Annotated in this window: 22 protein-coding genes and 3 pseudogenes; 18 read left to right on the top strand and 7 right to left on the bottom strand. The window is 58.1% G+C overall.

Going from position 1 to position 22,908, the window contains the following annotated elements:
• Positions 1–27 precede the first annotated feature (27 nt).
• The 4 genes from DSM14862_RS20500 to DSM14862_RS20485 all read left to right on the top strand — a co-directional run bounded on the left by DSM14862_RS20500 (position 28) and on the right by DSM14862_RS20485 (position 4,060).
• Complete coding sequence (locus DSM14862_RS20500; RefSeq protein ID WP_243254654.1) at positions 28–699, top strand: winged helix-turn-helix domain-containing protein; 672 nt, start codon at positions 28–30, stop codon at positions 697–699.
• Entirely contained in the window at positions 692–2,065 is a 1,374-nt protein-coding gene (locus DSM14862_RS20495; RefSeq protein ID WP_243254653.1) for a HAMP domain-containing sensor histidine kinase, read from the top strand. Before DSM14862_RS20500 ends, DSM14862_RS20495 begins: the two co-directional genes overlap by 8 nt.
• A gap of 304 nt (positions 2,066–2,369) precedes the next feature.
• Positions 2,370–3,035 (top strand): transporter substrate-binding domain-containing protein, encoded by a 666-nt coding sequence (locus DSM14862_RS20490; RefSeq protein WP_007120825.1) that lies wholly within the window; start codon positions 2,370–2,372, stop codon positions 3,033–3,035.
• Positions 3,032–4,060 (top strand): cation transporter, encoded by a 1,029-nt coding sequence (locus DSM14862_RS20485; RefSeq protein WP_007120826.1) that lies wholly within the window; start codon positions 3,032–3,034, stop codon positions 4,058–4,060. Before DSM14862_RS20490 ends, DSM14862_RS20485 begins: the two co-directional genes overlap by 4 nt.
• Before the next feature lie 413 nt (positions 4,061–4,473).
• Here the strand turns inward: DSM14862_RS20485 and DSM14862_RS22055 are convergent.
• From DSM14862_RS22055 to DSM14862_RS20470, 3 genes and pseudogenes are all read right to left on the bottom strand, one after another.
• Positions 4,474–5,012, bottom strand: a pseudogene (locus DSM14862_RS22055) (transposase); the annotation flags it as partial.
• A 155-nt stretch (positions 5,013–5,167) separates the two neighbouring features.
• Positions 5,168–6,397, bottom strand: coding sequence for an MFS transporter (locus tag DSM14862_RS20475; protein WP_007120828.1), 1,230 nt, complete (start codon positions 6,395–6,397; stop codon positions 5,168–5,170).
• Positions 6,398–6,404: 7 nt separating this feature from the next.
• Positions 6,405–6,665, bottom strand: a complete 261-nt coding sequence (locus DSM14862_RS20470) for a metal-sensing transcriptional repressor (RefSeq protein WP_007120829.1) — start codon at positions 6,663–6,665, stop codon at positions 6,405–6,407.
• An 81-nt stretch (positions 6,666–6,746) separates the two neighbouring features.
• Here DSM14862_RS20470 and DSM14862_RS20465 point away from each other — a divergent pair, with 81 nt between their 5' ends.
• The 3 genes from DSM14862_RS20465 to DSM14862_RS20455 are packed head-to-tail and all read left to right on the top strand — an operon-like array spanning position 6,747 to position 8,563.
• Positions 6,747–7,103 carry a hypothetical protein gene (locus DSM14862_RS20465; protein ID WP_007120830.1) on the top strand — a complete coding sequence of 119 codons (357 nt, stop codon included), beginning with the start codon at positions 6,747–6,749 and terminating at the stop codon, positions 7,101–7,103.
• A 57-nt stretch (positions 7,104–7,160) separates the two neighbouring features.
• Positions 7,161–7,889, top strand: a complete 729-nt coding sequence (locus tag DSM14862_RS20460; RefSeq protein WP_243254651.1) for a HupE/UreJ family protein — start codon at positions 7,161–7,163, stop codon at positions 7,887–7,889.
• Between the two features lie 17 nt (positions 7,890–7,906).
• Entirely contained in the window at positions 7,907–8,563 is a 657-nt protein-coding gene (locus DSM14862_RS20455) for a hypothetical protein (RefSeq protein ID WP_007120831.1), read from the top strand.
• A gap of 38 nt (positions 8,564–8,601) precedes the next feature.
• On the opposite strand, the gene DSM14862_RS20450 is transcribed toward DSM14862_RS20455, so the two are convergent.
• Positions 8,602–8,925 (bottom strand): YnfA family protein, encoded by a 324-nt coding sequence (locus DSM14862_RS20450; RefSeq protein WP_007120832.1) that lies wholly within the window; start codon positions 8,923–8,925, stop codon positions 8,602–8,604.
• Positions 8,925–9,350: a MerR family transcriptional regulator gene (locus DSM14862_RS20445; RefSeq protein WP_007120833.1), complete on the bottom strand. Its 426-nt coding sequence runs from the start codon at positions 9,348–9,350 to the stop codon at positions 8,925–8,927. The genes DSM14862_RS20450 and DSM14862_RS20445 overlap by 1 nt, the downstream gene beginning before the upstream one ends.
• A gap of 154 nt (positions 9,351–9,504) precedes the next feature.
• On the opposite strand from DSM14862_RS20445, the gene DSM14862_RS20440 reads away from it, so the two are divergent.
• From DSM14862_RS20440 to DSM14862_RS20415, 6 genes and pseudogenes are all read left to right on the top strand, one after another.
• On the top strand, positions 9,505–10,287 hold the full coding sequence (locus DSM14862_RS20440) for a ZIP family metal transporter (protein WP_007120834.1): 783 nt from the start codon (positions 9,505–9,507) through the stop codon (positions 10,285–10,287).
• An 82-nt stretch (positions 10,288–10,369) separates the two neighbouring features.
• The gene (locus DSM14862_RS20435; protein ID WP_050770445.1) at positions 10,370–12,631 is read left to right on the top strand and encodes a heavy metal translocating P-type ATPase; all 2,262 of its coding nucleotides are present in this window, start codon (positions 10,370–10,372) and stop codon (positions 12,629–12,631) included.
• Between the two features lie 19 nt (positions 12,632–12,650).
• The gene (locus DSM14862_RS20430; RefSeq protein WP_007120836.1) at positions 12,651–13,118 is read left to right on the top strand and encodes a DUF411 domain-containing protein; all 468 of its coding nucleotides are present in this window, start codon (positions 12,651–12,653) and stop codon (positions 13,116–13,118) included.
• 94 nt (positions 13,119–13,212) lie between these two features.
• The gene (locus tag DSM14862_RS20425) at positions 13,213–13,647 is read left to right on the top strand and encodes a CBS domain-containing protein (protein WP_007120837.1); all 435 of its coding nucleotides are present in this window, start codon (positions 13,213–13,215) and stop codon (positions 13,645–13,647) included.
• A 94-nt stretch (positions 13,648–13,741) separates the two neighbouring features.
• Positions 13,742–14,275: pseudogene (locus DSM14862_RS20420) on the top strand (cation diffusion facilitator family transporter); the annotation flags it as partial.
• 600 nt (positions 14,276–14,875) lie between these two features.
• Positions 14,876–17,431 carry an NAD-dependent epimerase/dehydratase family protein gene (locus DSM14862_RS20415; protein ID WP_007120841.1) on the top strand — a complete coding sequence of 852 codons (2,556 nt, stop codon included), beginning with the start codon at positions 14,876–14,878 and terminating at the stop codon, positions 17,429–17,431.
• Positions 17,432–17,862: 431 nt separating this feature from the next.
• On the opposite strand, the gene DSM14862_RS22020 is transcribed toward DSM14862_RS20415, so the two are convergent.
• Positions 17,863–18,396 carry an ATP-binding protein gene (locus tag DSM14862_RS22020; RefSeq protein WP_407705397.1) on the bottom strand — a complete coding sequence of 178 codons (534 nt, stop codon included), beginning with the start codon at positions 18,394–18,396 and terminating at the stop codon, positions 17,863–17,865.
• A 63-nt stretch (positions 18,397–18,459) separates the two neighbouring features.
• Between DSM14862_RS22020 and DSM14862_RS20410 the strand changes: the two genes are divergently transcribed.
• Genes DSM14862_RS20410 through tnpC form a run of 3 tightly spaced genes read left to right on the top strand, consistent with a single transcriptional unit; the run spans position 18,460 to position 20,862 of the window.
• On the top strand, positions 18,460–18,867 hold the full coding sequence (locus DSM14862_RS20410) for a transposase (protein WP_040701328.1): 408 nt from the start codon (positions 18,460–18,462) through the stop codon (positions 18,865–18,867).
• Entirely contained in the window at positions 18,861–19,214 is a 354-nt protein-coding gene (gene tnpB, locus DSM14862_RS20405) for an IS66 family insertion sequence element accessory protein TnpB (RefSeq protein WP_007120093.1), read from the top strand. Before DSM14862_RS20410 ends, tnpB begins: the two co-directional genes overlap by 7 nt.
• A 55-nt stretch (positions 19,215–19,269) precedes the next feature.
• Positions 19,270–20,862 carry an IS66 family transposase gene (gene tnpC / locus DSM14862_RS20400; protein WP_243254230.1) on the top strand — a complete coding sequence of 531 codons (1,593 nt, stop codon included), beginning with the start codon at positions 19,270–19,272 and terminating at the stop codon, positions 20,860–20,862.
• On the opposite strand, the gene DSM14862_RS20395 is transcribed toward tnpC, so the two are convergent.
• Complete coding sequence (locus tag DSM14862_RS20395; protein WP_243254650.1) at positions 20,774–21,817, bottom strand: sensor histidine kinase; 1,044 nt, start codon at positions 21,815–21,817, stop codon at positions 20,774–20,776. The two genes, tnpC and DSM14862_RS20395, sit on opposite strands and share 89 nt — an antisense overlap.
• Before the next feature lie 409 nt (positions 21,818–22,226).
• On the opposite strand from DSM14862_RS20395, the gene DSM14862_RS20390 reads away from it, so the two are divergent.
• Positions 22,227–22,469 carry a hypothetical protein gene (locus tag DSM14862_RS20390; RefSeq protein ID WP_007120843.1) on the top strand — a complete coding sequence of 81 codons (243 nt, stop codon included), beginning with the start codon at positions 22,227–22,229 and terminating at the stop codon, positions 22,467–22,469.
• Positions 22,470–22,621: 152 nt separating this feature from the next.
• A pseudogene (locus tag DSM14862_RS21900) lies at positions 22,622–22,753 on the top strand (DUF488 family protein); the annotation flags it as partial.
• Positions 22,754–22,908 lie beyond the last annotated feature (155 nt).

Raw genomic sequence — 22,908 nt, 5'->3', positions numbered from 1 at the left:
TCAATACCTTATGGAGCTTAGACTTAGATGCGGGTGCTTGTTGTAGAAGATGATGGCGAGACGGCTGAGTATATCTGCACCAGCCTAAAGGCGCTTGGTCATGTGACGAAACATGCGTCGGATGGCAAACAGGGCTTTCTTGATGCGCTGGACAATGACTTTGACGTCATCGTAGTCGACCGGATGCTGCCCGGCTTAGATGGGTTGACCCTCGTCAAATCAGTGCGCAGTGCGAATGTCGACACGCCGATCTTGTTCCTGAGTGCGCTTGGCGGTTTGAACGACCGGGTAAACGGATTGGAGGCCGGGGCAGACGACTACCTTGTGAAACCTTTTGCGTTTTCAGAGCTATCTGCGCGTCTGACTGCGCTCGCACGTCGCCCCCCGATGCAGACCGAAGAAACGCGACTTCAGGTGGCCGATCTGGAGGTCGACTTGATCCGCCATACTGTGAGCAGATCGGGCCAAGAGATCGCTGTGCAACCGCGCGAGTTTCGCCTGTTATCCTATCTGATGAAGAACGCCGAGCGGGTGGTGACACGCACCATGTTGCTGGAAGCCGTTTGGGATTTTCACTTCGACCCGAACACCAATGTCGTGGAAACGCATATCAGCCGCCTGCGCAACAAGATAGACAAACCCTTCGACCGGGCGTTGATCCATACCGTTCGAGGCGCGGGATACAGTCTTCATGGATAAGCCTAAGCGCAAAGGCCCTTCAGCGTTGCGGACATCCATACGGCTGTCTTTGCAATACTCGTTTCTCTATTCGGTGCTCTCTGCGCTCGTCTTCGCCTTGGCATATTGGTTCACGCAATACGAAGTCCAAGACTGGGTCCTCGACCAAATGCGCAGCGATGCGGCCACGCTCGTTGAAATCTTCGAGCTGGGCGGCGATGAGGTGCTGGTCGACCGCGTCGATGCCCTTGCCGAAGTCAGCTTTCAGAATGCCCGGGTTTACCAGCTTCTGAACGCCGAGGGCGCGATTGTTTCTGGCAACTTGTCTTCGGCCTTCGAAAACCCATTGCCGGACTATCTTCCGGCACAGGAATTGCCCCTTGCCGGAGAAATTCACGACGAAGTCACTGGTTATTGGCTGCGCGCGGATGACGTCGGCCCCTATCTCCTCATCCAAGGGGCAGGCGACCATATCGTCTTGGAAATACTGGAAGCGCTCGGCATGGCTTTGGTGGCAGGCTATCTGGCGGTTGTGATCCTCGGCCTTATTGTCGGTGTCCTGATTGGCCGATTCACCGAGCGGCGCATCGCAGCCATATCCAATACTTTGACAGAGGTCTCTTCTGGCAACCTTGATCCCCGGATTCCCATCGCCGAAAACGCGCGCGATGATCTGTCGCGGGTTTCAACTGAGATCAACGCGATGCTCGGTCAGATCAAGCGCCTGCTAGAAAGCCAAGAGCAAATCTCGAATGACATCGCCCATGATATGCGCACACCGCTCCAACATCTTCGGCAGCGGTTGGAAAAGCTACGTGATAGTCCGATTATCCGCCCGGACGATATTTCCGCCAGTCTCGATCAAACCGAAGAAATCATAGCGACCTTTAACGCCCTTTTGCGTATCGCTCAGATTGAGGGGAGTGACCGTCGCGAAAGGTTCGCATGGAACGACCTGCGTGAAATCATAGCCAATGTTACGGAAGTCTTTGAACCTACGGCCGAGGATGCTGGCATTGAGTTGACCACTAAGATACCGGGCGAACAGCTTGAGGTTGTTGGTGATAGAAATCTTCTGACGCAATTACTGTCGAACCTTGTCGAAAACGGGATCAAACATTGCCCGGCTGGATCTAACGTTTCGGTTTCGTGTGAAAACACGCCCGCCGGTCCGACCTTGCAGATTGCCGACAATGGGCCTGGAATCGAATGCGAGGATCGAGAGCGTATTTTTAGACGGTTCTTTAGGGGCGAGAAGAGCCGAAACAGCGCCGGGAATGGCCTTGGCTTGCCACTGGCCAAAGCGATCTGCGATTTACATGGCGCTGAAATAGTCGTTTCGGATAATGACCCGGGGACAACTTTCGAGATCAGGTTTTTGGGATGAATGCGACTTTAGCCTGACCATAGACTGGCTTCGCCGTATTCAAGTAGTGCAGTTAATCCGCTTAATAGCAGAAGACGCCTACTTTTGCTGCTCTGCCTGCCGAGCCCATGTAGTACCTGCCGCAAGGAACATCTTGAATGGCAGTTAGTTGACTTGTTGTTGATCCGGAGCGGAGCAGGTCGTGAGGAACGTCATTAAAGCAAACAGCTGTAGCTTGCAGGCACGGACAGGTGCTTTGAATGGCGTGACGATCAGAGCCAGCTTGCTTTATTCAAGGGTTGTAGCGCTACTTGTGGTCTGCAGCATGCTGATAGCCTGCGACGACATACGTTTCCCCCGCGATCCCGAAAAAACCTTGGAGACCGTTCTTGCCGACGGGGAAATGACCGTAGCATTCGCGGACAATTCACCTTGGGTAACCTTTCACGGCGAAGGACCGCCGCAGGGAATAGAGGTTGATCTGGTTCGCGCATTCGCTGACGAACTGGGAGTCGTGATCGATTGGAAGCGTCTCGGCGCATTCTCAGCGCTTGAGGGGCTGGAGCGTGGCGACATCGACCTCGCAATTGGCGGCTTCGACCGCAAGGATGTGACGCCAGTCGCAGGCGCGGCACCAAGCTACGTTTATTTCAAGGAAGTGTTCGATGTTGGCGCTCGGCCAGCAACTGTTGGCTCGGATGATATGGCGGGGCGTAAGGTCTATGTGCCGCAGGACCTACCCCTGACGAAGATTGTCGAAAATAAGGGCGGAATTCCGGTTGAGGCGTGGTCCGATGCCGTTGACTACGCCGCAGGCCCACGCTGGCTTCTCGAAACTAAAGGCCTTCTTCCAACTGATATTGAGCTGCATCGGGCAGAACATGTGATGGCCGTGCGACAGGGTGAAAGCGCTTGGCTTATGCGGCTTGAGCGGTTCCTCCGGCGCGAAACAAAAGACATCGGAGCACGACTGCGCGAGATCATGCAATGAGCCGGTCGATCCGCACTATGCCCGAAAAGCAGAAGAAGGCGCTGCGACGCGCACGCTGGCTGGAAGGTATTTGGATTGTAGTCTTAGCGACTATCGTGACCGCGATTTACTTCGCGGTGGGCAGCAGTCAAGCAATGAAGACTGCATGGATCGAAGACTTACTCAGCTTTGTCCCACCTATCGCGTTTTTGGTCGGCTCTTGGATCGAGGGGTGGAAGCCGAACCGGCGTTTCCCTCTTGGATACATCCGCGTCACATCAATTGCCTATTTGATCAGTGCAGTGGCCCTTGGAGGCGTCGGGATTTTTCTCATAGTCGACTCGTCTATTGCTTTGATTAAGCAAGAGCACCCGACGATCGGCAGTGTCGAACTCTTCGGGGCAACCATTTGGTTTGGCTGGGTGATGATCGGTGCGCTGGCCTATAGCGTCGTGATGCCGGTCATTTTCGGTCACCTGAAGATGAAGCCGGCCCAAATGTTGCACGACAAGACGCTCTACGCAGATGCCATGATGAATAAGGCTGATTGGATGACGGGCCTTGCTGGCATTGTGGGTATCCTTGGGATCGGCATGGGCTGGTGGTGGGCCGATGCGGTCGCGGCCATCGTGATCGCGCTCGATGTGCTGCACGACGGTTTCAAACATACAGGGGCTGCGATCCGTGACCTCAGCGACGAGATGCCGCGAACGATTGACGACAAGGAGTTTGATCCTTTGATTGGCAAGGTTCAGAAGACCTTTGAGGCGCTCCTATGGGTGAGCGAAAGTCGGCTTCGTTTGCGGGAGGAGGGGCGCTTTTTAACTGGCACAATCTATGTTGTTGCTCACGAGAACTGTCTTTCTGCTGAAATGATAGATGCCGCCGAGGCTAAACTTCTGACTCTACATTGGCGCTTGCACGACATATCCATCATGCCGCGAGCTAAGATAGAGCAAACGCTTACTGTCGATGGCGAGGATGATGGCTCACTGCCGCTCCGGCCTGGCGCCGTGCGGTGCGCTGAACGCCACAGGTATCCCTAATGTCTTTGCGCCAGCCTTGTCCCACATTCGACCGAAACGGATGTCGCCAAAGGGCTGCGAGCGCTTATTGCACTCTTTAGACGGGACGGCAGCTTCTTCCGGAGAACGGACCTCGGTTTTGTCAAAATGTTGCGCGTCTGCCCAAAGGTCCGCTTCTCTAAACGGGCGTTTGGGTCAAGCTCGTTTTCCTTTTTCTTGTGGATCATTGTCACTCATCTGGATCACCGTTCTCTTCGCAGTCTGGTTGATGCCTTCGGGCATGGGTGCACGCATGTGTCGGATGGCAGCGGAGAACCTTGCTAAGGGACGCGCTTCTTGGTGCGCAGCAGCCAATTTCGGCCTTTTTCCACAGACCTCGTCCGGTGAGGGACGTTCCCGTTCGACTTTGGAGGGTGGCGGATTAGGACATGCCGACCCTCCACCTCAGCCGGACGGAACTCGGTACCATCTGCCCACATTCTATGCAGCAGGACGGCCAACCCTCTGGCCACCGCGACAACGGCGCGGCGGCGTCCTTTGGTTCGCACCAGTCGCATGCCCCAAGACTTGATCCAAGAGCCTATCATCGTGCGCATTCGCGGCCGCATAAAGCGTTGCCCGGACATCTTAGTCTCCGACTTTGGAAATCCTGTCGGGATTGTCATGCTCACCAGATTGATAGCGCCTTGGTGTCAACCAAGAAGGGCGGCAACAGTGCGAGAACGTTTGAAGCGCGCAGGATCGTCAACGGCAGCCGTGCAGGTCAACGCCGAAATCGGCCCGACTCCCGGAACGGTCATTATGCGGAGACAGACCTCGTCCCGGGCGGCCGCGCGTTTGACCTGCCAGCCAGCTCCAGAAAGTGCTGATACAAGACCCGGCGTGCATCGAGCAGCAGAATACTCGCGTGTGTCAGGATCTTATCCATTTCACTTATCGGGCGGACAAGGCCGTCAAAGCTGCCATGCTGCACCCCCGCCAGTGACGACGAACGAGCCTGTCGACTGATTGGAGTTCATCCTTTTTTAGCTGGGCGAGGAAGCGCAGCCGCGTCTAAATCTTGGCGTCGCAAAGACCCCTGATGTGGGAGGACAATGCGGCGACGCCCTACGCTGCGGCCCCTCATATTCAGAACTCAGTGTGAGACGCGCCCGTGTTATCCGATACGTCAGCGGGCCAAACGCGCAGGGCTGCTACGATCCCGAGCACGGCCAAACTACCCAGCAGTATCAGCACTGGAACCGTTCCGAATGCGGTCATGGTCCAACCTGCCAAAGGATAGGTGATCAGCCAGCAAGCATGAGACAGCGCGAATTGCGCTGCAAATACAGCAGGCCGGTCTTCTGGCTGAGCCGATCGGCGCAAGAGACGGCCCGAGGGGGTCAGAACCGCAGAATTGCCCAGACCGATCAGCAGCCAAATCGTCAGCAGGAGGGGCCAAGATAAGCCGAAACCTATGATGCCCGCTGCGATCCCAAACAGAGCCAGCATCATCAGCCAAGCCCCTGTCAGCATGACGGGTCTGTCCGGGTACTTGTCCAGCACTCTGGGCAGAGCCAGCGCCGCCACCATGCTGCCAGCCCCGTAGGCGAACATGGACCAAGCCAGCGCCGTATCATCAAGCCCCAGTTGCCCCCGCACCAGCACGACCGAGTTCACCAAAACCATCGCGCCCGCCGACGACACCGCGAGGTTCAGCCCCAGCAGCCCGCGCAACCGCGGTGTTGCGAGGTAGATCCGAAGCCCCCGCGTGGTGCGGTCATAAATCCCGCGCGCGACTGTCGCCTTGGGAACGGGCAGAACGACCGTCAGCACCAACAGCGCCGAGGCCCCAAAACCTGCGACCGTCCCAAGGAAAAGAGCGTTGTAGCTCATCACCGTCAGCAGCACAGCGGCCAGCGCGGGCGAGATGATGTTCTCCAGATCATAGGCCAAACGGGACAAGGACAGCGCTCTGGTATAGCGCGCCTCGTCGGGCAGCACGTCAGGGATGGTTGCCTGAAAGGTCGGCGTAAAGGCGGCTGAGGCTGATTGCAGGAAGAAGATCAGGATATAGATCTGCCAAACCTCGGTCACGAAGGGGAGAGCCAAGGCCACCGCCGCCCGCACCAGGTCCAACGTGACCAACAGAGCGCGGCGCGGCAGACGCTCGGCAAAGGCACCAGCAATCGGCGCGATGCCGACATAGGCCACCATCTTGATCGTAAAGACAGTGCCCAGCACCATGGCGGCCCGATCCCCGGCCAGATCATAGGCCAACAGGCCAAGCGCCATCGTTGCCAAGCCAGTGCCAAGAAGCGCGACAACTTGGGCGAGGAAGAGGTGTCTGTAGGTTCGATCCGAAAGAACACCCAGCATAATGTCCTCAGAGGTAACGGGTGATAGCTTTGAGCTCGGCGCGGTCACTCTCGGAGCCATCGACTTCAAGGCAATGGTCGATGTGGTCATGGATCAACACGCGCTTGGCGTTGGTCACGGCCTTCTCAACGGCCTGCAGCTGCTGCGCCACGTCAACGCAGGGTTTGCCTGCCTCTAACATCGCGATCACCGCACGCAGATGCCCATCGGCACGTTTCAGCCGGGCAATGAGGGCGGGATGACTTGCATGAATATGGTTGTCTGACATACTAAGACCGTATCCCCCTAGGGGGGATAGAGCAAGACGGCGAAAAGCGCCGCGTAATTGACGAGAGGGCAGACAGGGCAGATGACTTTTCTACGGACAACTGGGCAAGCCGCTTTTGCGATGCTTCTCTGTGTGGCCGTGCTTGTCTGGTCCGTGGCGCCGACCTCTTCCCATGTTCCTGCGGTGTTGGATGTTCTTCAAGATCATGAACAGATGATCGCGGATCACGGGCACTCTCACGGGTTAGAAGAGGACCTTGCTTGGGCCATGCATGGGCACAGCCACGACAGCGCAGACCATGACCATAGCCAAGCCGTCGTGTTTGGCCGCGCCCTGGCCGCGCAACCTGTTGAGGTCTACAGGGCCGCTTGGCGGCTCAGTGCCGCTTCTGCAAATACCTCAAGGGTCTACCTGATCGAACGACCGCCGCGCGTGTGACTGGCCGCGCCACTGGCGCTCCCATTCATCAGAAAACACATACGCGGAGTTCAATCCATGAACACAGTCCCACGGGGCTGGACCGATTTTGGCGCACGCCGGATCGCGATCCTGTCCCTTGTCACAGTTACCTTGCTCATTCAGAGCGCAAGCTATGCCTTGGCACATAACGTCACGCCCGGAGATGCCGGCTATATTCAGGAAATCTGGGGGGTGAACATCATTCCCTTCATGTATCTCGGTGCCAAACACATGGTGACGGGTTACGACCACATCCTGTTTTTGTTCGGCGTCGTCTTCTTTCTCTACAAGATGAAAGACGTCGGCATCTATGTCAGCATCTTTGCACTGGGGCATTCGACCACGATGCTGGCCGGTGTCTGGTTCGGCTGGGGCATCAACGCCTATATCGTTGACACCATCATTGGCCTGTCGGTCGTCTACAAGGCGCTCGATAACCTTGGCGCCTATCAACGCTGGTTCGGCGTGCAGCCCAATACCAAGGTTGCAACGCTGATCTTCGGCTTCTTCCACGGCACCGGTCTGGCCACCAAGCTTCTCGACTACGAGATCGCCTCGGACGGCCTTTTGGCCAACCTTCTGGCGTTTAACGTAGGCGTTGAGATGGGCCAGCTGATGGCGCTTGCCGTCATCCTTATCGTCATGGGCTTTTGGCGGAAATCACCCAACTTCTTCCGCCAAGCCTACACCGCAAACGTCATCATGATGGCTATGGGGTTCATCCTCATGGGCCTTCAAATCACCGGCTATTTCGTAGCCGCGTAAGCAAATAGGAGAACCACATGTTCAACGCAGAAAAACCAAGCCTCAACGAATTGCCCACCTCCGCGCAGCTCATCCGCTCCACCGCCATTGCAGCGGCCAGCGCTGTCGCGATCCTCGTGACCGTGGTGCTGCCCGCGGAATACGACATCGACCCCACCGGGATCGGCAGCGTGCTCGGTCTGGCTGAAATGGGCGAGATAAAAAGCCAGCTTGCCGCAGAGGCCGAAGCAGACCGCATCAAAGCGCTGGAAGAGCAGGGCGCGCTTGTGACCCAAGAGCAATCCAGCCTGATGAACGACATCTTCAGCGTCTTCGTCGGCGCCGCCCATGCCGAAGAGGTGCCGTCTGAAGCCGTGCAAGAATGGCGCGATGAAATCACCTTCACGCTGGCACCGGGCGAGTCTGCCGAGTGGAAGTTGGTGATGGAAGAAGGCCAAACCGCGCAATACGCTATGTTGGTCGACGGGGGGCGTGTGAACTTTGACCTGCACGGTCATGGGTCGGGCCAATCCGAGACCTATTACAAAGGCCGCGGCTCGACAGGTGATGAGGGCGAAATCACTGCCGGTTTCGCAGGTGAACACGGCTGGTTCTGGCGCAACCGTGACAAGACAGCGGTCACCGTGACCGTTCAGGTGCGCGGCGAATACGACGAATTCAAAGACGCCAGCTAAACCACATGGCTGCCGGTCCTTTCAGAAGGGTCGGCAGCCTATCCGGCGCGGGGCGCAAGAATAATCACCGCTGCGCCAAGAATGCAGAGGCCCGCCCCGGCAGCATCCCAAAGATCAGGCCGCTGCCCTTCTACAGCCCACATCCACGCCAGCGAAGCCGCGATATAGATGCCGCCATAGGCCGCAAAAGCGCGCCCGGCGAAGCCTGCCTCAACCAAGGCCAACAATCCCGCAAACAGCGCCAAGCTGAGCAGCCCCGGCACCAGCCAAAGTGGCGAAGCGCCGCGCCACCACGTCCAGACCGCGAAACACCCGACGATCTCAGCCAATGCCGCAAGCGGATAGAGCAGGGCGGCAGGCATCAGGCGGTGGTCCCGTGATCGGCGAGACATTCCTCATGGTCGCGCAGCACCTCAAGAATGCGACAATCGCTCACCCGATCCGCGTTGCAGGCACCGATCATGCGCTGCAATTCCACGCGGAGGGCCTGGAGCCGCACCAGCCGCGCCTCGACTTGGCGAAGTTGCCTTTGGGCGATGGCATCGACATCAGCACAGGATCGGTCGGGCGTGTCTGAAAGGTCCAGCAACTCTCGGATCGCCTCCAGCGAAAAGCCGAGCTGGCGGGAATGGCGGATGAAGGAGAGGCGGTCCAACTCGGCATCGCCATAGCGCCGCTGGCCGCCTTCGGTCCTTCCGGGTTCAGGCATTAGACCGATCTGCTCGTAATAGCGGATCGTCTGCACTTTGGTGCCGGTGCGCTTTGCGAGTGTGCCGATGGCGAGCATATCTGAGCCTCTTGTAACCTACAGTCTCTGTAGGTTGTCCGGGGCACTGGCGCAAGTGGACGAGGCGCTCTCCTTTGCCTAGTCTTGGCCCGCTGGCCCGGCGGGCTACGTCGTCGGCGGCTGCAGATAGCTAATGTTAAGGAAGGATTCCCCCTTGGAGACGATGTCACCCCTGATGCTTGGATTTCTTGGCAGCCTGGCTGCGGGGGCCATGACCGCCGTGGGGGCCGTGCCGGTGCTCTTTGGGCGCACCCCGTCGCGGGCAACGCGCGACCTGTCGTTGGGGTTTGCCGCGGGGGTGATGCTGGCGGCGTCTTTCTTTTCGCTCATCATCCCGGCACTGGATGCAGCAGGTCTGCGGTATGACAGCGAGGCCACGCCTGCCGCGATCGTTTGTGTGGCGATCTTGCTCGGCATGGGAGCCGTGGCGCTGATGAACGAGCTTCTGCCGCATGAGCACTTCAAGACGGGCCGCGAGGGGCCGGCGGCTGCATCGCTTCGGCGGGTATGGCTTTTCATTATCGCGATCACGATTCACAACTTCCCCGAAGGTCTGGCCGTTGGTGTGGGCTTCGGCGCGGATGGGCTGTCGGGCGGCACGCCACTGGCGCTCGGCATCGGGTTGCAAAACGCGCCCGAAGGGCTCGCTGTGGCGGTGGCACTCTTGGGCGAAGGCTATTCCAAAGGTCGCGCTTGGGGCATTGCAGCCCTGACCGGGATGGTTGAGCCGATCGGCGGGCTGCTCGGCGCCGGGATCATCGCGCTGTCTGAACCGTTGCTGCCTTGGGGCCTGGCCTTTGCCGCTGGGGCGATGCTTTTCGTCATCAGCCATGAGATCATTCCCGAAACTCATCGCAGCGGGCATCAGAACAAGGCGACGCTCGGTTTGGCGATTGGGCTGGTGCTTATGTTGTTTCTTGACGTTTGGCTGGGCTAAAAAAACTTCAAAAAGCGCTTGAAGCTACAGTTGCTGTAGGTCGTATCTCTGCTTCTGACGGTGAATCGGATTGGAAACAGACATGGCGGACGGCAGCAGAGCACAACGGGAATGGCGCGTCACGGGGATGGACTGCGGTGCCTGCGCGGCCAAGGTGCGCGGCGCGGTGGAGCGCTTGCCGGGGGTCGCGGATGTCGACGTCGCGCTGATGTCCGAACGCCTGCGCCTGACGCTGAACGAGAATGAGACCTCGTCAGAGCGGATCGAGAAAGAAGTGCGCGGTATCGGTTTTGGTATCTCTCCGAAGGGGGCAAAGGCAGAGAGGCCGAAGGGTGGTTTCATCCTACCGGACGATGCGGTGATCGGCGGGGCAGGGGCCGTGCCTCAGGAGCCTGCGCTTGAAGAAACACCAGACCCCGCTTGGTATCAAACCACGAAAGGCCGCTTGGTCCTCGGCAGCGGCGCGTTGCTCGCAGCGGCATGGGCCTCGCGGCTTCTCCTGTCGGCTGAGATTTCACATTGGGCCTTTGTCATAGCCACGCTGATCGGCCTGATCCCCGTCGCCCGCCGGGCCTTTGCCATGGCGCGGGTGGGGATGCCCTTTACCATCGAAATGCTGATGACCATCGCCGCCAGCGGTGCGCTTGTGATCGGAGAGCCAGAAGAGGCCGCACTGGTGGTCTTTCTCTTTGCCGTGGGCGAATTGCTGGAGGGTGTTTCCGCCGGGAAGGCGCGTAACAGCATCCGTGCGCTGACCAAGCTGGTGCCGAAAACCGCGCGCCTTGAGGTCGGCAACAAGACGCGGGAGGTGGCGGCCGAGGCACTCAGCGTCGGCCAGATCGTTCAGGTGCGCCCCGGTGACCGGGTGCCCTGTGACGGCGAGGTGGTTAGCGGCACTTCGGGCGTAGATGAAAGCCCCGTAACCGGGGAGAGCGTGCCGCGTCTTAAGGAGCCGGGTGTGGATGTCTTTGCCGGATCGATCAACACAGAAGCGTTGCTGCGCATCCGAGTCACAAAGGCTGCGGCGGACAACACCATCGCGCGCATTGTGCGGCTGGTGGAAGAGGCCGAGAGCGCCCGCGCGCCGACCGAGCGCTTCATTGATCGGTTCAGCCGCGTCTACATGCCCGCCGTGGTCGGCATGGCCGCTTTGGTGGCCGTGGGGCCGCCGCTCGCCTTCGGGGGCGCTTGGGACGAATGGATCTATCGGGCGCTGGCTTTGCTGCTGATCGGCTGCCCCTGCGCGCTGGTGATCTCGGTGCCTGCGTCGATCACTTCGGCCCTGTCGACCGGGGCGCGCAACGGGTTGCTGATGAAGGGCGGCGCGGTGATCGAAGCAGCGGCGCGGGTCACCCATGTGGCCTTTGACAAGACCGGAACGCTGACCCATGGCAAGCCGCGCGTGACCGATGTGCAGGTGCTTGTGGGAAATGAAGCCGATCTTCTGGCCCTTGCCGCCGGAGTTGAGAACGGCGCGAGCCATCCTCTCGGCCAGGCCATTTGCGGTGCGGCTGAGGCACGCGACATCGACCCCGCCGCCGCGACACAGTCCCGCGCCTTGCCCGGCAAAGGGGCCGAGGCGGTGATCGCAGGAGCGACCATCTGCGTCGGCTCGCCCCGTTTGGCGGCAGAGCGCAGGGCGCTGCCAGAGACTTTGCGTGCTCAGGTCGAGGCGCTCGAAGCGCAGGGCAAAACCGTGGTGATTGTTTTGCGCGACAACGAGGCCCAAGGCCTCATTGCACTGCGCGATGAACCCCGCGCCGATGCGGCAGAGGCGGTGGCGCAGTTGCGCGCCCTTGGCGTTTCATCGGTGATGCTCACCGGGGACAACCGACGCACCGCTGCGGCCATCGCCGACGGGCTGGGCATCGACCACCGCGCTGAATTGATGCCGGAGGATAAGGTTGCGGCCATTCAAAACCTCACGGCTGAGGCGAAGGTCATGATGATCGGCGACGGCATCAATGACGCCCCGGCATTGGCCGCAGCGCACGTAGGTGTCGCAATGGGCTCCGGCACCGATGTGGCACTCGAGACCGCCGATGCCGCGATCCTGCGCGACCGGGTGACAGATGTGCCCGGCCAAATCCGCCTCGCCCGCGCCGCGATGGGCAATATCCGGCAGAACATCGCTATCGCGCTCGGGCTAAAGGCCGTGTTCCTTGTCACCACAGTGCTCGGCATCACCGGCCTCTGGATCGCGATCTTGGCGGATACCGGGGCAACCGTTCTGGTGACGCTCAATGCCCTGCGGCTGCTGTTTTTCCGGCCAACCACCGCCGAGCGGTTGGCCGCCCCCGGTCGGCGCCCTACAACACATGCAACCAACGAAACGACAGTTTGAACCTTTGGAAGGATTTCACATGACCCTCACACGACGCAGCCTGCTGGCCTGTTCCGCAAGCTTTGCCGCCGCCGCACCATTCGCCGTCTGGGCCAAAGAAAAGCCTGCGATCCACGTGATGAAAGACCCTAACTGCGGCTGCTGTTCGGCGTGGATCGAGATTCTGGAGAACGAGGGTTTCGCCGTGACGACCGAACGCAGCATGGGAACGCTCTTGATCAAATACAAACAAGACAACGGCATCCCGCAGAAAATGGCTTCTTGCCACACCGGAAAGATCGACGGCTATATGATTGAAGGTCACGTCCCACCTGCCGACATCCGCAAACTGCTGGCCGAGCGCCCAGATGCCATCGGTCTTGCCGTGCCGGGGATGCCCTATGGCTCGCCGGGGATGGGGCCGGAGAGTGAGAGCGACGCCTATGATGTTTATCTGATTGCCCGTGATGGCAGCAGTGAGGTGTTCTCAAGCTATGACGCTGCATAGAGCCATGCGCTGAGAGTTGCTTGGCGTCGTGCCCCCGGAACTTGCACGTCGGCCTTCGGGTTTTGATCCTGTTACCCAATCAAGGAGTAAGATCATGCAAGTTCAAGAAATCATGACGAGCAACCCCACCTGCTGCGGCCCCGACAACTCGGTTCAGGAGGCAGCGAAGCTGATGGATGACAAGTCGGTCGGTTCTATTCCGGTGGTGAATGACGCCGGTGAGCCGGTTGGCATCGTGACGGACCGAGACATCTGCTGCGGTGCGGTTGCGCAGGGAAAAGGCGCCGATACACGCGTGTCTGATGTTATGTCGAAAGACGTGCTGACCGCGTCCCCCGACGAAGATGTCGAAAGTTGCTGCAACAAGATGGAAGAGAAGCAGGTGCGGCGTGCCGTGGTGACCGACGACACTGGGAAGTGCTGCGGGATCGTCGCTCAGGCCGATGTAACGCGGGAAGCCGATGGCAAAGAAACAGCAGAACTGGTGCAGAAGGTTTCACGCGCCGAAAAACGCTCGGGCTGCTGTTGATCCGGCTTGAACCGAAGCTGACTACGCCTGTGGGCGAAGTGTCTTTGAAGACGCTGATACGACTTCAAAAGACTCAGGAACGCCCCAATGGCACATGATCACGCCCGACCCTAAAGGCGGGGATCGCAGAGTATCACTGGCCATCTGGGCGAATGCCCTTCTAACGGTGGCCCAGATCGTGGGCGGTGACTTTGCGGGGTCGCTCGCACTTATCGCAGACGCGCTACATAATTTTTCGGACATGGCCTCATTGGTCATCGCTTTTGTCGCCCGTAAAATCGCACGGCGTCCGGCAGATGCGCGGATGACCTTTTGCTATGGCCGGATCGAAATCGTTGCGGCTTTGATTAACTACACCACGCTTATCTTGTCGGGATATATCTGATCTACGAAGGCGGAATGCGCATGATTGATCCGCCTGCGCTGGCGGGTTGGACGGTGGTCATTCTGGGCGGGGTCGCGCTTGTCGTCGATACGTTGACGGCGCTTCTGACCTACTCGATGCAGAAGGGCAGCGTGAATATCAGGGCGCTGTTTCTGCACAACCTGTCAGATGCGCTGGCCTCGGTCGCGGTGATTTTCGGCGGCACGCTCATCATCTTTTACGATCTGCGTTGGGTTGATCACACCACCGCGTCGGGTTCCTATATCTCTGCCATGCGCATGCTGCTTCGCCTTGCCACATTCTGCCTCTTGCTCATACTTGCCGCAGTTGGTTCTGCGCTGATCCTACCTCATGTCTCCCTTGCAATGACAACGGGGGCGGCGGTCTATGCCCTTCATTATGACGGCATCGGACCGATCCTCGGCGCAATCCTGACGGCCAGTGCGGCAAGCGCCACGGTATCGAAAGGTGTTTGGCTGTTGGCGATTGGTGCGGTTGGGCGGTGTCTGCATCAAGTGGCGGGCGGGGTCATGGTCCTTATGGGGATCGGGATGATGACGGGCCAGCTTAGCGCTTTTTCGTAGTGGTTATTGGAAACCTTCCCAATGCTGGGGGCAATCGGGTGAAACCGTTTCGGAACCTTCCAGCGCGGGAGGACGGTTATACCTGTAGACTGATCTTTTAACTGTAAGGGGCAAGAGGAGAGCGATGATGGACGGTGACATGATGGGCGGCGGCATGATGTTTGGCATGGGGGTCGGCTGGCTTCTGGTTATCGTGCTTTTGGTTCTGGCGATCGCAGCATTGGTTAAATATCTGCGCAAATAAGACGGGAGGTGGGACATGGAGTCGTCTGACAAGCCAGTCATCGTCGTTACCGGATCAAGCGGCTATCTGGGCGTGGCGGTCGTCAAACGCCTGCATGAGAAATACCGCGTTGTCGGGCTGGACCGCAGTTCGCCGCCGCATCCGCCTCATCAAGCTGAATGTATCTGTTTTGACATCACGGACCAAGGCAGCGTCGATAAAGCCCTGGCGCGGCTGCGGTTGGCCTACGGCGACCGCATCGCTACATGTGTCCACCTCGCGGCGTTCTTTGATCTGAGCGGAGAGGACGATCCGGCCTATGACGCGGTGACGGTGGAGGGAAGTAAGCGGCTGCTGAAAGGTCTGCAAGACTTTGAGCTGGAGCAGTTCATTTTCACCTCAACGATGCTGGTCCACGCGCCGACCACACCCGGCAACCTGATAGATGAAAACGCGCCCCTGGACCCCAAGCTGCCCTACCGCGCCTCGAAAATCCGCACCGAGGCGATGTTGCGCGAGGAAAAGGGCGATGAGAAACTCGTCCTCATGCGCCCCGCTGGCATCTATGATGACGAGGGGCATTCGACCTTTCTCGCCCACCAAATATCCCGCATCTACGAAAAACGCCTGAGCGGTAAGGTCTATCCCGGTGATCTCTCTCGCGGACAAGCGTTCTTACATCTCGACGATCTGCTCGACGCGATCGAACGCATCGTCGACCGCCGCCAAACTCTCCCGGATGTCTTCCCCGTGCTGCTGGGGGAAGCTGAGCCGATCCCCTTTGGCGACCTGCAACGGTTGATCGGGCGCGAGCTGCATGGCGAAGATTGGGTGACATGGAACGTCCCGCCCGCCGCCGCGAAACTGGGGGCATGGGCCGAGAACCGCATTTTTGGGGAAGATGCGTTCATCCGCACTTGGATGGTGGATATTTCCAGCGATCACTACGAACTCAACCTGTCGCAGGCCGAGGAGCATTTGGGTTGGACCCCTGAGCACGCCCTGCGCCAAGACATGCCGCATATGCTGCAAAGGCTGAAAGCCGATCCTTATCACTGGTATGAGGAAAACGGCCTGAACGCGGCGCGGGTCTCTGCCGCCAAGGTGGATCAGGCAGCAGAAAAGGCCGCCGCCGAAGCGAAAGACGAGAGTGCCGCCGAACATCAAAGCGCTGTGCGCGAACATGATAAACACATGCGCATGATGCATTTCCAGATGCTCTGGGTGCATTGGCTGGTCGCGGCACTGGGCCTCTGGCTCGCCACCGCGCCGTCGGTCTTCGGCACATTTGACCAAACCGAGTTCAGCGCCGCCGTGCTGCGCGTGACCGAAGATCGCGGGCTTTGGGCGGCCTCACTGCGCAGTTGGCTGACGGCGTGGAACAACGTGTTTACAGGGCTGGCCATCACCGCGCTGGCCTTCGTCTCGATGAAACCCGGCAACGGCTGGGCGCAATGGGCGAACGCGGCGCTTGGGGTCTGGCTGCTCGCTGCGCCCCTGGTGTTCTGGACGCCGGACCCGGCGGTCTATGCCAATGACACGCTGATCGGTGCGCTTGTGATCGCGCTGACGATCCTGATCCCGATGATGCCCGGTATGTCGCGCGAGGGTATGATGGACGACGGGGACATCCCGCCAGGATGGACTTATTGCCCCTCGACTTATGTCCAGCGTCTGCCAATTATCGCGCTCGGACTGGTGGGCTTCCTATTGTCGCGCATTCTCTCGGCCTATCAGCTGGGGCATGTCGACGGGATTTGGGAGCCGTTCTTTTCCTCGCCCACGGGCCTCAATGGCAGCGAGTATATCGTCACCTCTGATGTCTCCAAAGCTTGGCCCGTCGCCGACGGCGGCTTGGGCGCAATGAGTTATATGTTTGAGATTCTCATGGGCGTTATGGGCAGCCGCCGGCGCTGGCGCACGATGCCGTGGATGGTGGCGCTTTTTGGCATTGTGGTGGGGCCCTTGGGGGTGATCAGCATCTATTTCATCATTATCCAGCCGATCGCAATCGGAACCTATTGCACGATCTGTCTGCTCGCCGCGGCAGCGATGCTGATCATGATCCCGTTCTCTTTGGACGAAATCGTTGCAATGGTGCAGTTCATGGTCTGGAACACCCGGCGCGGACGCCCCTTCTGGCGGGCGTTTTTCCGGGGCGATGCACTTCCAGGCTCAACTAAGGGCGGCACCATGAGCTTTGACGCGCCCCCTCGCGAGATTGCCCGGCAAAGTGCGCGGGGCGTCACTGTGCCTTGGACCCTGGGGGTGAGCGCCGCCATCGGTCTGTTCCTGATGCTGTCACGCACGATCTTTGGCAATGCCATGCCGCTTGCGGGCAGTGATCACTTGGTGGGCGCATTGGTTCTGACGACCGCTGTCATTGCTTGGGCCGAAGTGGCGCGCCCGCTGCGGTTCCTGAACATCGGCCTTGGGCTGTGGCTGATCGTGGCACCTTGGGTTCTGGGCGGTGGAACCGTCGCGGGTAGCCTAATTGGTGTGCTCTCTGGCATCGCTTTGTTAGCGCTCAGCCTGCCGCGTGGGAAGCGGAGCGCGGAGCACTATGGCAGTTTGGATCGCTATATCGTTTAAAGTCGAAGTGTCCAGAATTCGCAGACGGTAGTCGTGTCGAATTTTCGGAGTGTGTTTTAGGGCTAAGAATAACGCCTAACTCCCAGGCGACTGCTTCTCGATAGCTGCGGTGCGGTATATCGAGATTGAAGAAAGTCCGGTTGAGCCGGACGCATTGGTCGAGACCATGAGCGGAAAGCTACTGTGCGCGGCGGATAGCGGGCAAATAAGGGCGACGCACGCTCTTGTGCCACGAATGGCTGCTCTGGGCCGCTCGTGTCAGCCGTCGAAACCCTCACATATCCGTAACTCATTCTGTCACCCTGTTTTTGTCGCTTTTTGAGTACATACAGGTTGATTATGAAAAAGACGACAAAAACTAGTGATTTTGGCGCCTTATATGTGCACGGCTAAAGATAATCTTGGGATGCACTAATAGGCGAAGGCTCATTTCATTTGTCGCGCTTAGCTGCCGCCCGCATTGCTCTATAGGCGCCGCTCGATAGCTCAAAATCTTCTGGTAATCCCCACTTAGCCCGATACACTTCAGGGGACATACCGTGTTCTTGCCTGAGATGACGTCGCAGAAGGCTGAGTTTCGCGCCACATTCGAGGCAAGTAAGCTGACTAGGATCGCTTTGCGGCTCGCTCTCCAACTGTGTATTGTTTGCTAAACTCCCGGCAGTCGGTAGGTAAACCTCGAATTGGGTTCCTTTGCCGAGATGACTCGTTAGAGATATGGTGCCGCCTAGCAGCTCAATCTCACGCTTTATGATGTTCATTCCCAGCCCGGTTCCGCCTCCTTCACGGGCGGTTCGGGGGTCATGCCCCTCGAATTCTTCAAATAGCTTGCCTTGAAGATTAGGCCCAATCCCGACACCGGTATCGCTTACGCGAATAATTACAAAGGCGTTTGGGGGGGTCTCTTCTACCGTTATCCGGACGTCGCCTACCGCAGTGAATTGTAAGCGGTGGCCCGAGGGCACGTTGTAGGGTGTGATCAGGACTGCGAGAACGAACCCATCTTATGATGGGGAGTGCGTTTCGCAATGTGCGCTACAAATTCGTTTCTCAGATCACTGGGCGTTGAGATTTATGCGTCCGGCCACCGCCGTTGGTCGGATACCGCAAAGGCGCGGGCGGTGGCGGACACGCTTGAGGTCGGCGCAACGGTGAACGCTGTCGCTGAGCGGTATGGCATCCTTCCGAACCAGCTATCGGCGTGGCGCCGACAGGCTAAGCAAGGGAAGCTGTTGTTACCCGCCCCGGAGACTGACGAGCCACTCTTCGCTCCGTTGGTGGTTTCTGCTGCGCCGGAAGAGCCCACAGAAGCTCTGACTGTTCCGAATGAGGCGATCAGATTAATCTTTGGACAGATCGCCATCGAGCTGCCGTTGCAGACACCGGCGGTTAGGATTGCAAAGATCGCTCATGCGCTTGAAGCTTCTTCATGCTGATGCCATCGCAAGGCATTCGGATATTGGTTGCAACGCGGCCGGTGGACTTCCGTAAAGGACACGATGGATTGGCTTCGATGGTGCAGTCGGCATTGGCCCAAGACCCCTTTACCGGAACAGTCTTTGTATTCCGCGCCAAGCGGGCTGACAGGATGAAGATTTTGTTCTGGGACGGGAGCGGGCTCGTGATGACCTACAAACGACTTGAGGAGAACAGCTTCATTTGGCCAGCCATTCGAGATGGCGCGATCACCTTGAACCGCCCCCAATTCGAGGCGTTATTTGCAGGGTTGGACTGGCGCCGGGTGCGTTCGTTAGAACCCCGCAGACCGGCTGCGGCAGAGTGACTCGGGGGCGCAAAAAGCCTGCCCATTTGGGCGTAAATCAAGCTATAATCCGGGCATGTCTAACTTGCCGCCCATCGATTTATCTGCCATCCCCGAGAGCCAGCGTGAAGCTGTCTTGGCGGTGCTGCGCGAGAACAAATCGCTGAAGCAAGAGACGACCGGGCTGCAAACCAAAACATCTGAGCTGGAAGTTTTGGTTAAGCGTCTGGAGCACCTTATTGCCGAACTCAAGAACGCCACACATGGCAAGCGGTCGGAGAAGTTAAGCGAGGATGAGCGTCAGCTGGCTTTTGAAGACCTTGAGGTGGCCGTCGCCGAAGTTGAGACTCAGCAAGCTGAGCAGACCTTCTCAGAGGCACGGCCTCGCAAAGCTGCCCGGCGTAACCGTGGCAATCTTCCCGCAGACCTTCCACGGGTTGAACGGGTGGTCGAGCCTCAGAGTTTGAACTGCCCCTGCGGATGTGGCGAGATGCACCGTATAGGCGAAGACCGCACCGAGCGGCTGGATATCATTCCAGCGCAGCTGCGTGTCATCGTCACCGTTCGCCCCAAATATGCTTGCCGTTCCTGCGCTGAAGGTATCACGCAGGCCCCGGCTCCTGCGTATCTGATCGAAGGCGGGTTGCCGACTGAGGGTGCCATCGCACATGTGCTGGTCAGCAAATTCTCAGACCACCTGCCGTTGTATCGCCAAAGCCAAATCCTTGCCCGCTCCGGCGTCGATATCCACCGTAGCACTTTGGCCGATTGGGTCGGCACAGCGGCTTTCCATCTTGGCCCTGTCGTGGACCGCTTGGCTGAGCATCTAAAGAAGTCCGGCAAGCTATTTATGGATGAGACAACGGCCCCCGTCCTGGACCCAGGTCGAGGCCGCACGAAGACCGGATACCTTTGGGCACTGGCGCGCGACGACCGAGGATGGGGTGGAGATGATCCACCAGGCGTTGTCTTCACCTATGCCCCGGGTCGTGCGGGGCAGAATGCAGAACAGATCTTGCAGGGCTTTGACGGCACTCTGCAACTGGACGGCTATGCTGGCTACAATCGGCTGACGCGCCCGTCGCGGAAAGGCGGCGCGCCGATCTCCGTCGCGTATTGTTGGGCACACGCGCGTCGCAAGCTGAAAGAAGTCTTTGATCGAGACGGCTCAGAGATCGCCGCAGAAGGGCTGCGTCGGATCGCGGAGTTCTACCGCATTGAAAGCGAGATCCGTGGGATGGGTCCCGGTCAGCGCCTCTCGGCACGCCAGACCCGCACGGCGCCATTGATTGCAGAGTTCGGCGAGTGGCTTCAGAACCAACGGCGCCGGATCTCCTCGAAGTCCCGCCTCGGCGAAAAGTTGACCTATATCCATCGGCAATGGAGCGGGCTGCAAACCTTTCTGCACGACGGTCGGGTCGAGATTGACTCCAATGCCGTCGAGAACTTGATCCGCCCAATTGCCCTGACGCGAAAAAATGCGCTTTTTGCCGGTCACGACGAAGGTGGTCACGCCTGGGGCCGCATCGCATCTCTCATCGCCACCGCGAAGGTCAATGATGTCGAACCGTTCGCATACCTCAAAGCGACCCTTGAAGCGATTGCGTCAGGTCATCCTGCCAATCGCATCGACGACCTTCTTCCTTGGAATTTCCAGCCGTCAAGCTGATCCCAAGTGCTGGCCAGACACCGCTTACAGTGAATTTGATCGCATTAGATACGAGACGATCTATTACGTTGGTGAGGACGGCAGCATCAAACAAGAAAGTTAGGCTATTTATAGTCTCGGTACTGAGGACCAAGTTTAAGCCTTTGGAATGGGCCGCACCCTCATATTTTGCGAAAATATCCTTGATCAGCTCAATAAGGTCAACAGACTCCGCCTCTATAGAAGCGGTGGCCGTATCCAACTCAGCAATACGGATTAAGTCATCTGTGAGAGCGCGAAGGCGCAACGTATTTCGATCAATCACCTCTACCAGACTACGCGTCTTTGTGTCTGTTGAAGCGGCACTAAGAAGGCGTGCGGCCCCCGAAATAGCGCTTAGAGGGGTACGTACTTCGTGATTTGCATGAGACAAAAAGCTGCTTCGGGCGAGGGCAGCGCGCTCTGCCAAAAGTTTAGCTCTTGCACGATCCCTGACGGCAGAGGCCAACTGGAACTGATCATCCGCGATGGAAGCCAGATGCATCAGTATCTCAACATCTTGATCGGCCCATTCTCGAGGGCGTATATCCATGCAGCATAGTGCACCAATTGGCTCACCGCGCTCGCCGTGAAACGGAACGCCAAGATAGCTAACGACCCCAAAAGCATCTATTGCGGGGTTATGCATATGGATTGGGTCGGCCCGAGCATCAGTTAAAGACAACGGTGCTCCGCTATCCCGTACATACTTGCAGAAAGAATGACTTAGCGGTGTTGCACGATTCTGGTGCAGCTCATCCGGGACACCTACTGCCGACTTTAGAAGCTGGAGATCAGCTGTATCGTCGATGACAGTGAGCAATGAAACCGGTGTGCTTAGGAGGCGCGAAGCCAGATGGGTGATTTTATCGAACCGGATGTCGAAATCAGACAGAGGTATGCCGAACTCTGATAGAGCTAGATGATCGTAATTCATGAGGGGGCTTTCGGACAGAAGGGCATTCGCTCAAACGCTCTGATAAGCATGCAAACGCAAGTAATCAGGATGTAGGAAGACGCCCGACATTGCGCAATATCCGACTTTCGTCTTGCCAACGTTCAGATTTGAAGAGGCAATAAAATGCCTACTTATAGCCGATTCTTGCGCGGATATTGGCCTAATAGAGGAGTCAGCGGCACTTCAAGAAGCGCTTTGAATTAGGGCCCAAGATAGCCACCCTATCTCGGAAGCCTGAGAAGCCGTCGCTTGTCGATCATTGTAAGCCTAGCACTCAGAGCGACCTAGAGGACAGCTCTATAAGCAAAAATACGCAGCACGCCTCTGCGCTGATTGCAATGAGAGTTTGGAAGCTTAGTTTTACTATATCTAGGAAAGGAGCTCACCGGTGAAACAGAGCGATTTTGAAGAAAAGGTTCATGAGCTGGAAAAAGCATTAATCGAGCGTAGAGCTGAACTTGGACGGACAAAAACTTCAGAAGTTGAAGAGCAAAAACTGTTGGATATCCAGAAAAGGATTGAAGCCCTCCTGGATGACGCAAAGCGGGCGAATGGTGAAGAGAATAAGCAAGAAATTGTCCATCGCGCAAATGAAATGCTTATCGAGCTAAGGCAGTATCCCATAGCGTGAACTCCCAGCGATAGATCAGCCTTTGAGTGAGACGGTGCTCAACTGTCACGATGATGAAGAGCACGCTACACGTTGGCACTCCCAATGCACCATGCACTTAGCCGATCTGCGCCGAGCCACGCGCCAGTTAGAAGCGTGTCCGCAGTTTCCAAAACTACGCGGATTATGCCCTTGGGGACGCGTTCCAGACAGCCTTCGCAGAGTTAGTCGATCTGGGGCGAACCAAAATCGTCGCAATGATGTGCTCTGAGGCAGTCTGGTGGCGCTGTCACCGGCGGATCATCACGGATTATCTTCTGCTGCATGGTCATTCTGTCGGGCACATCATGTCAGCAAAGAAAATCACCAAGGCGACACCGTCAGAAGCGGCCGAGCTTCGTCCAGACGGCACCGTGGTCTATCCTCCGCTGAATGTTTCAGACTGAATTTAGAGGCCATT

It is taken from the genome of Sulfitobacter indolifex (genome assembly GCF_022788655.1).
In the GTDB taxonomy this organism is placed as follows: domain Bacteria; phylum Pseudomonadota; class Alphaproteobacteria; order Rhodobacterales; family Rhodobacteraceae; genus Sulfitobacter; species Sulfitobacter indolifex.
The sequence above is the reverse complement of the archived record's forward strand: the minus strand, read 5'-3'. Positions and strand labels throughout refer to the sequence as shown.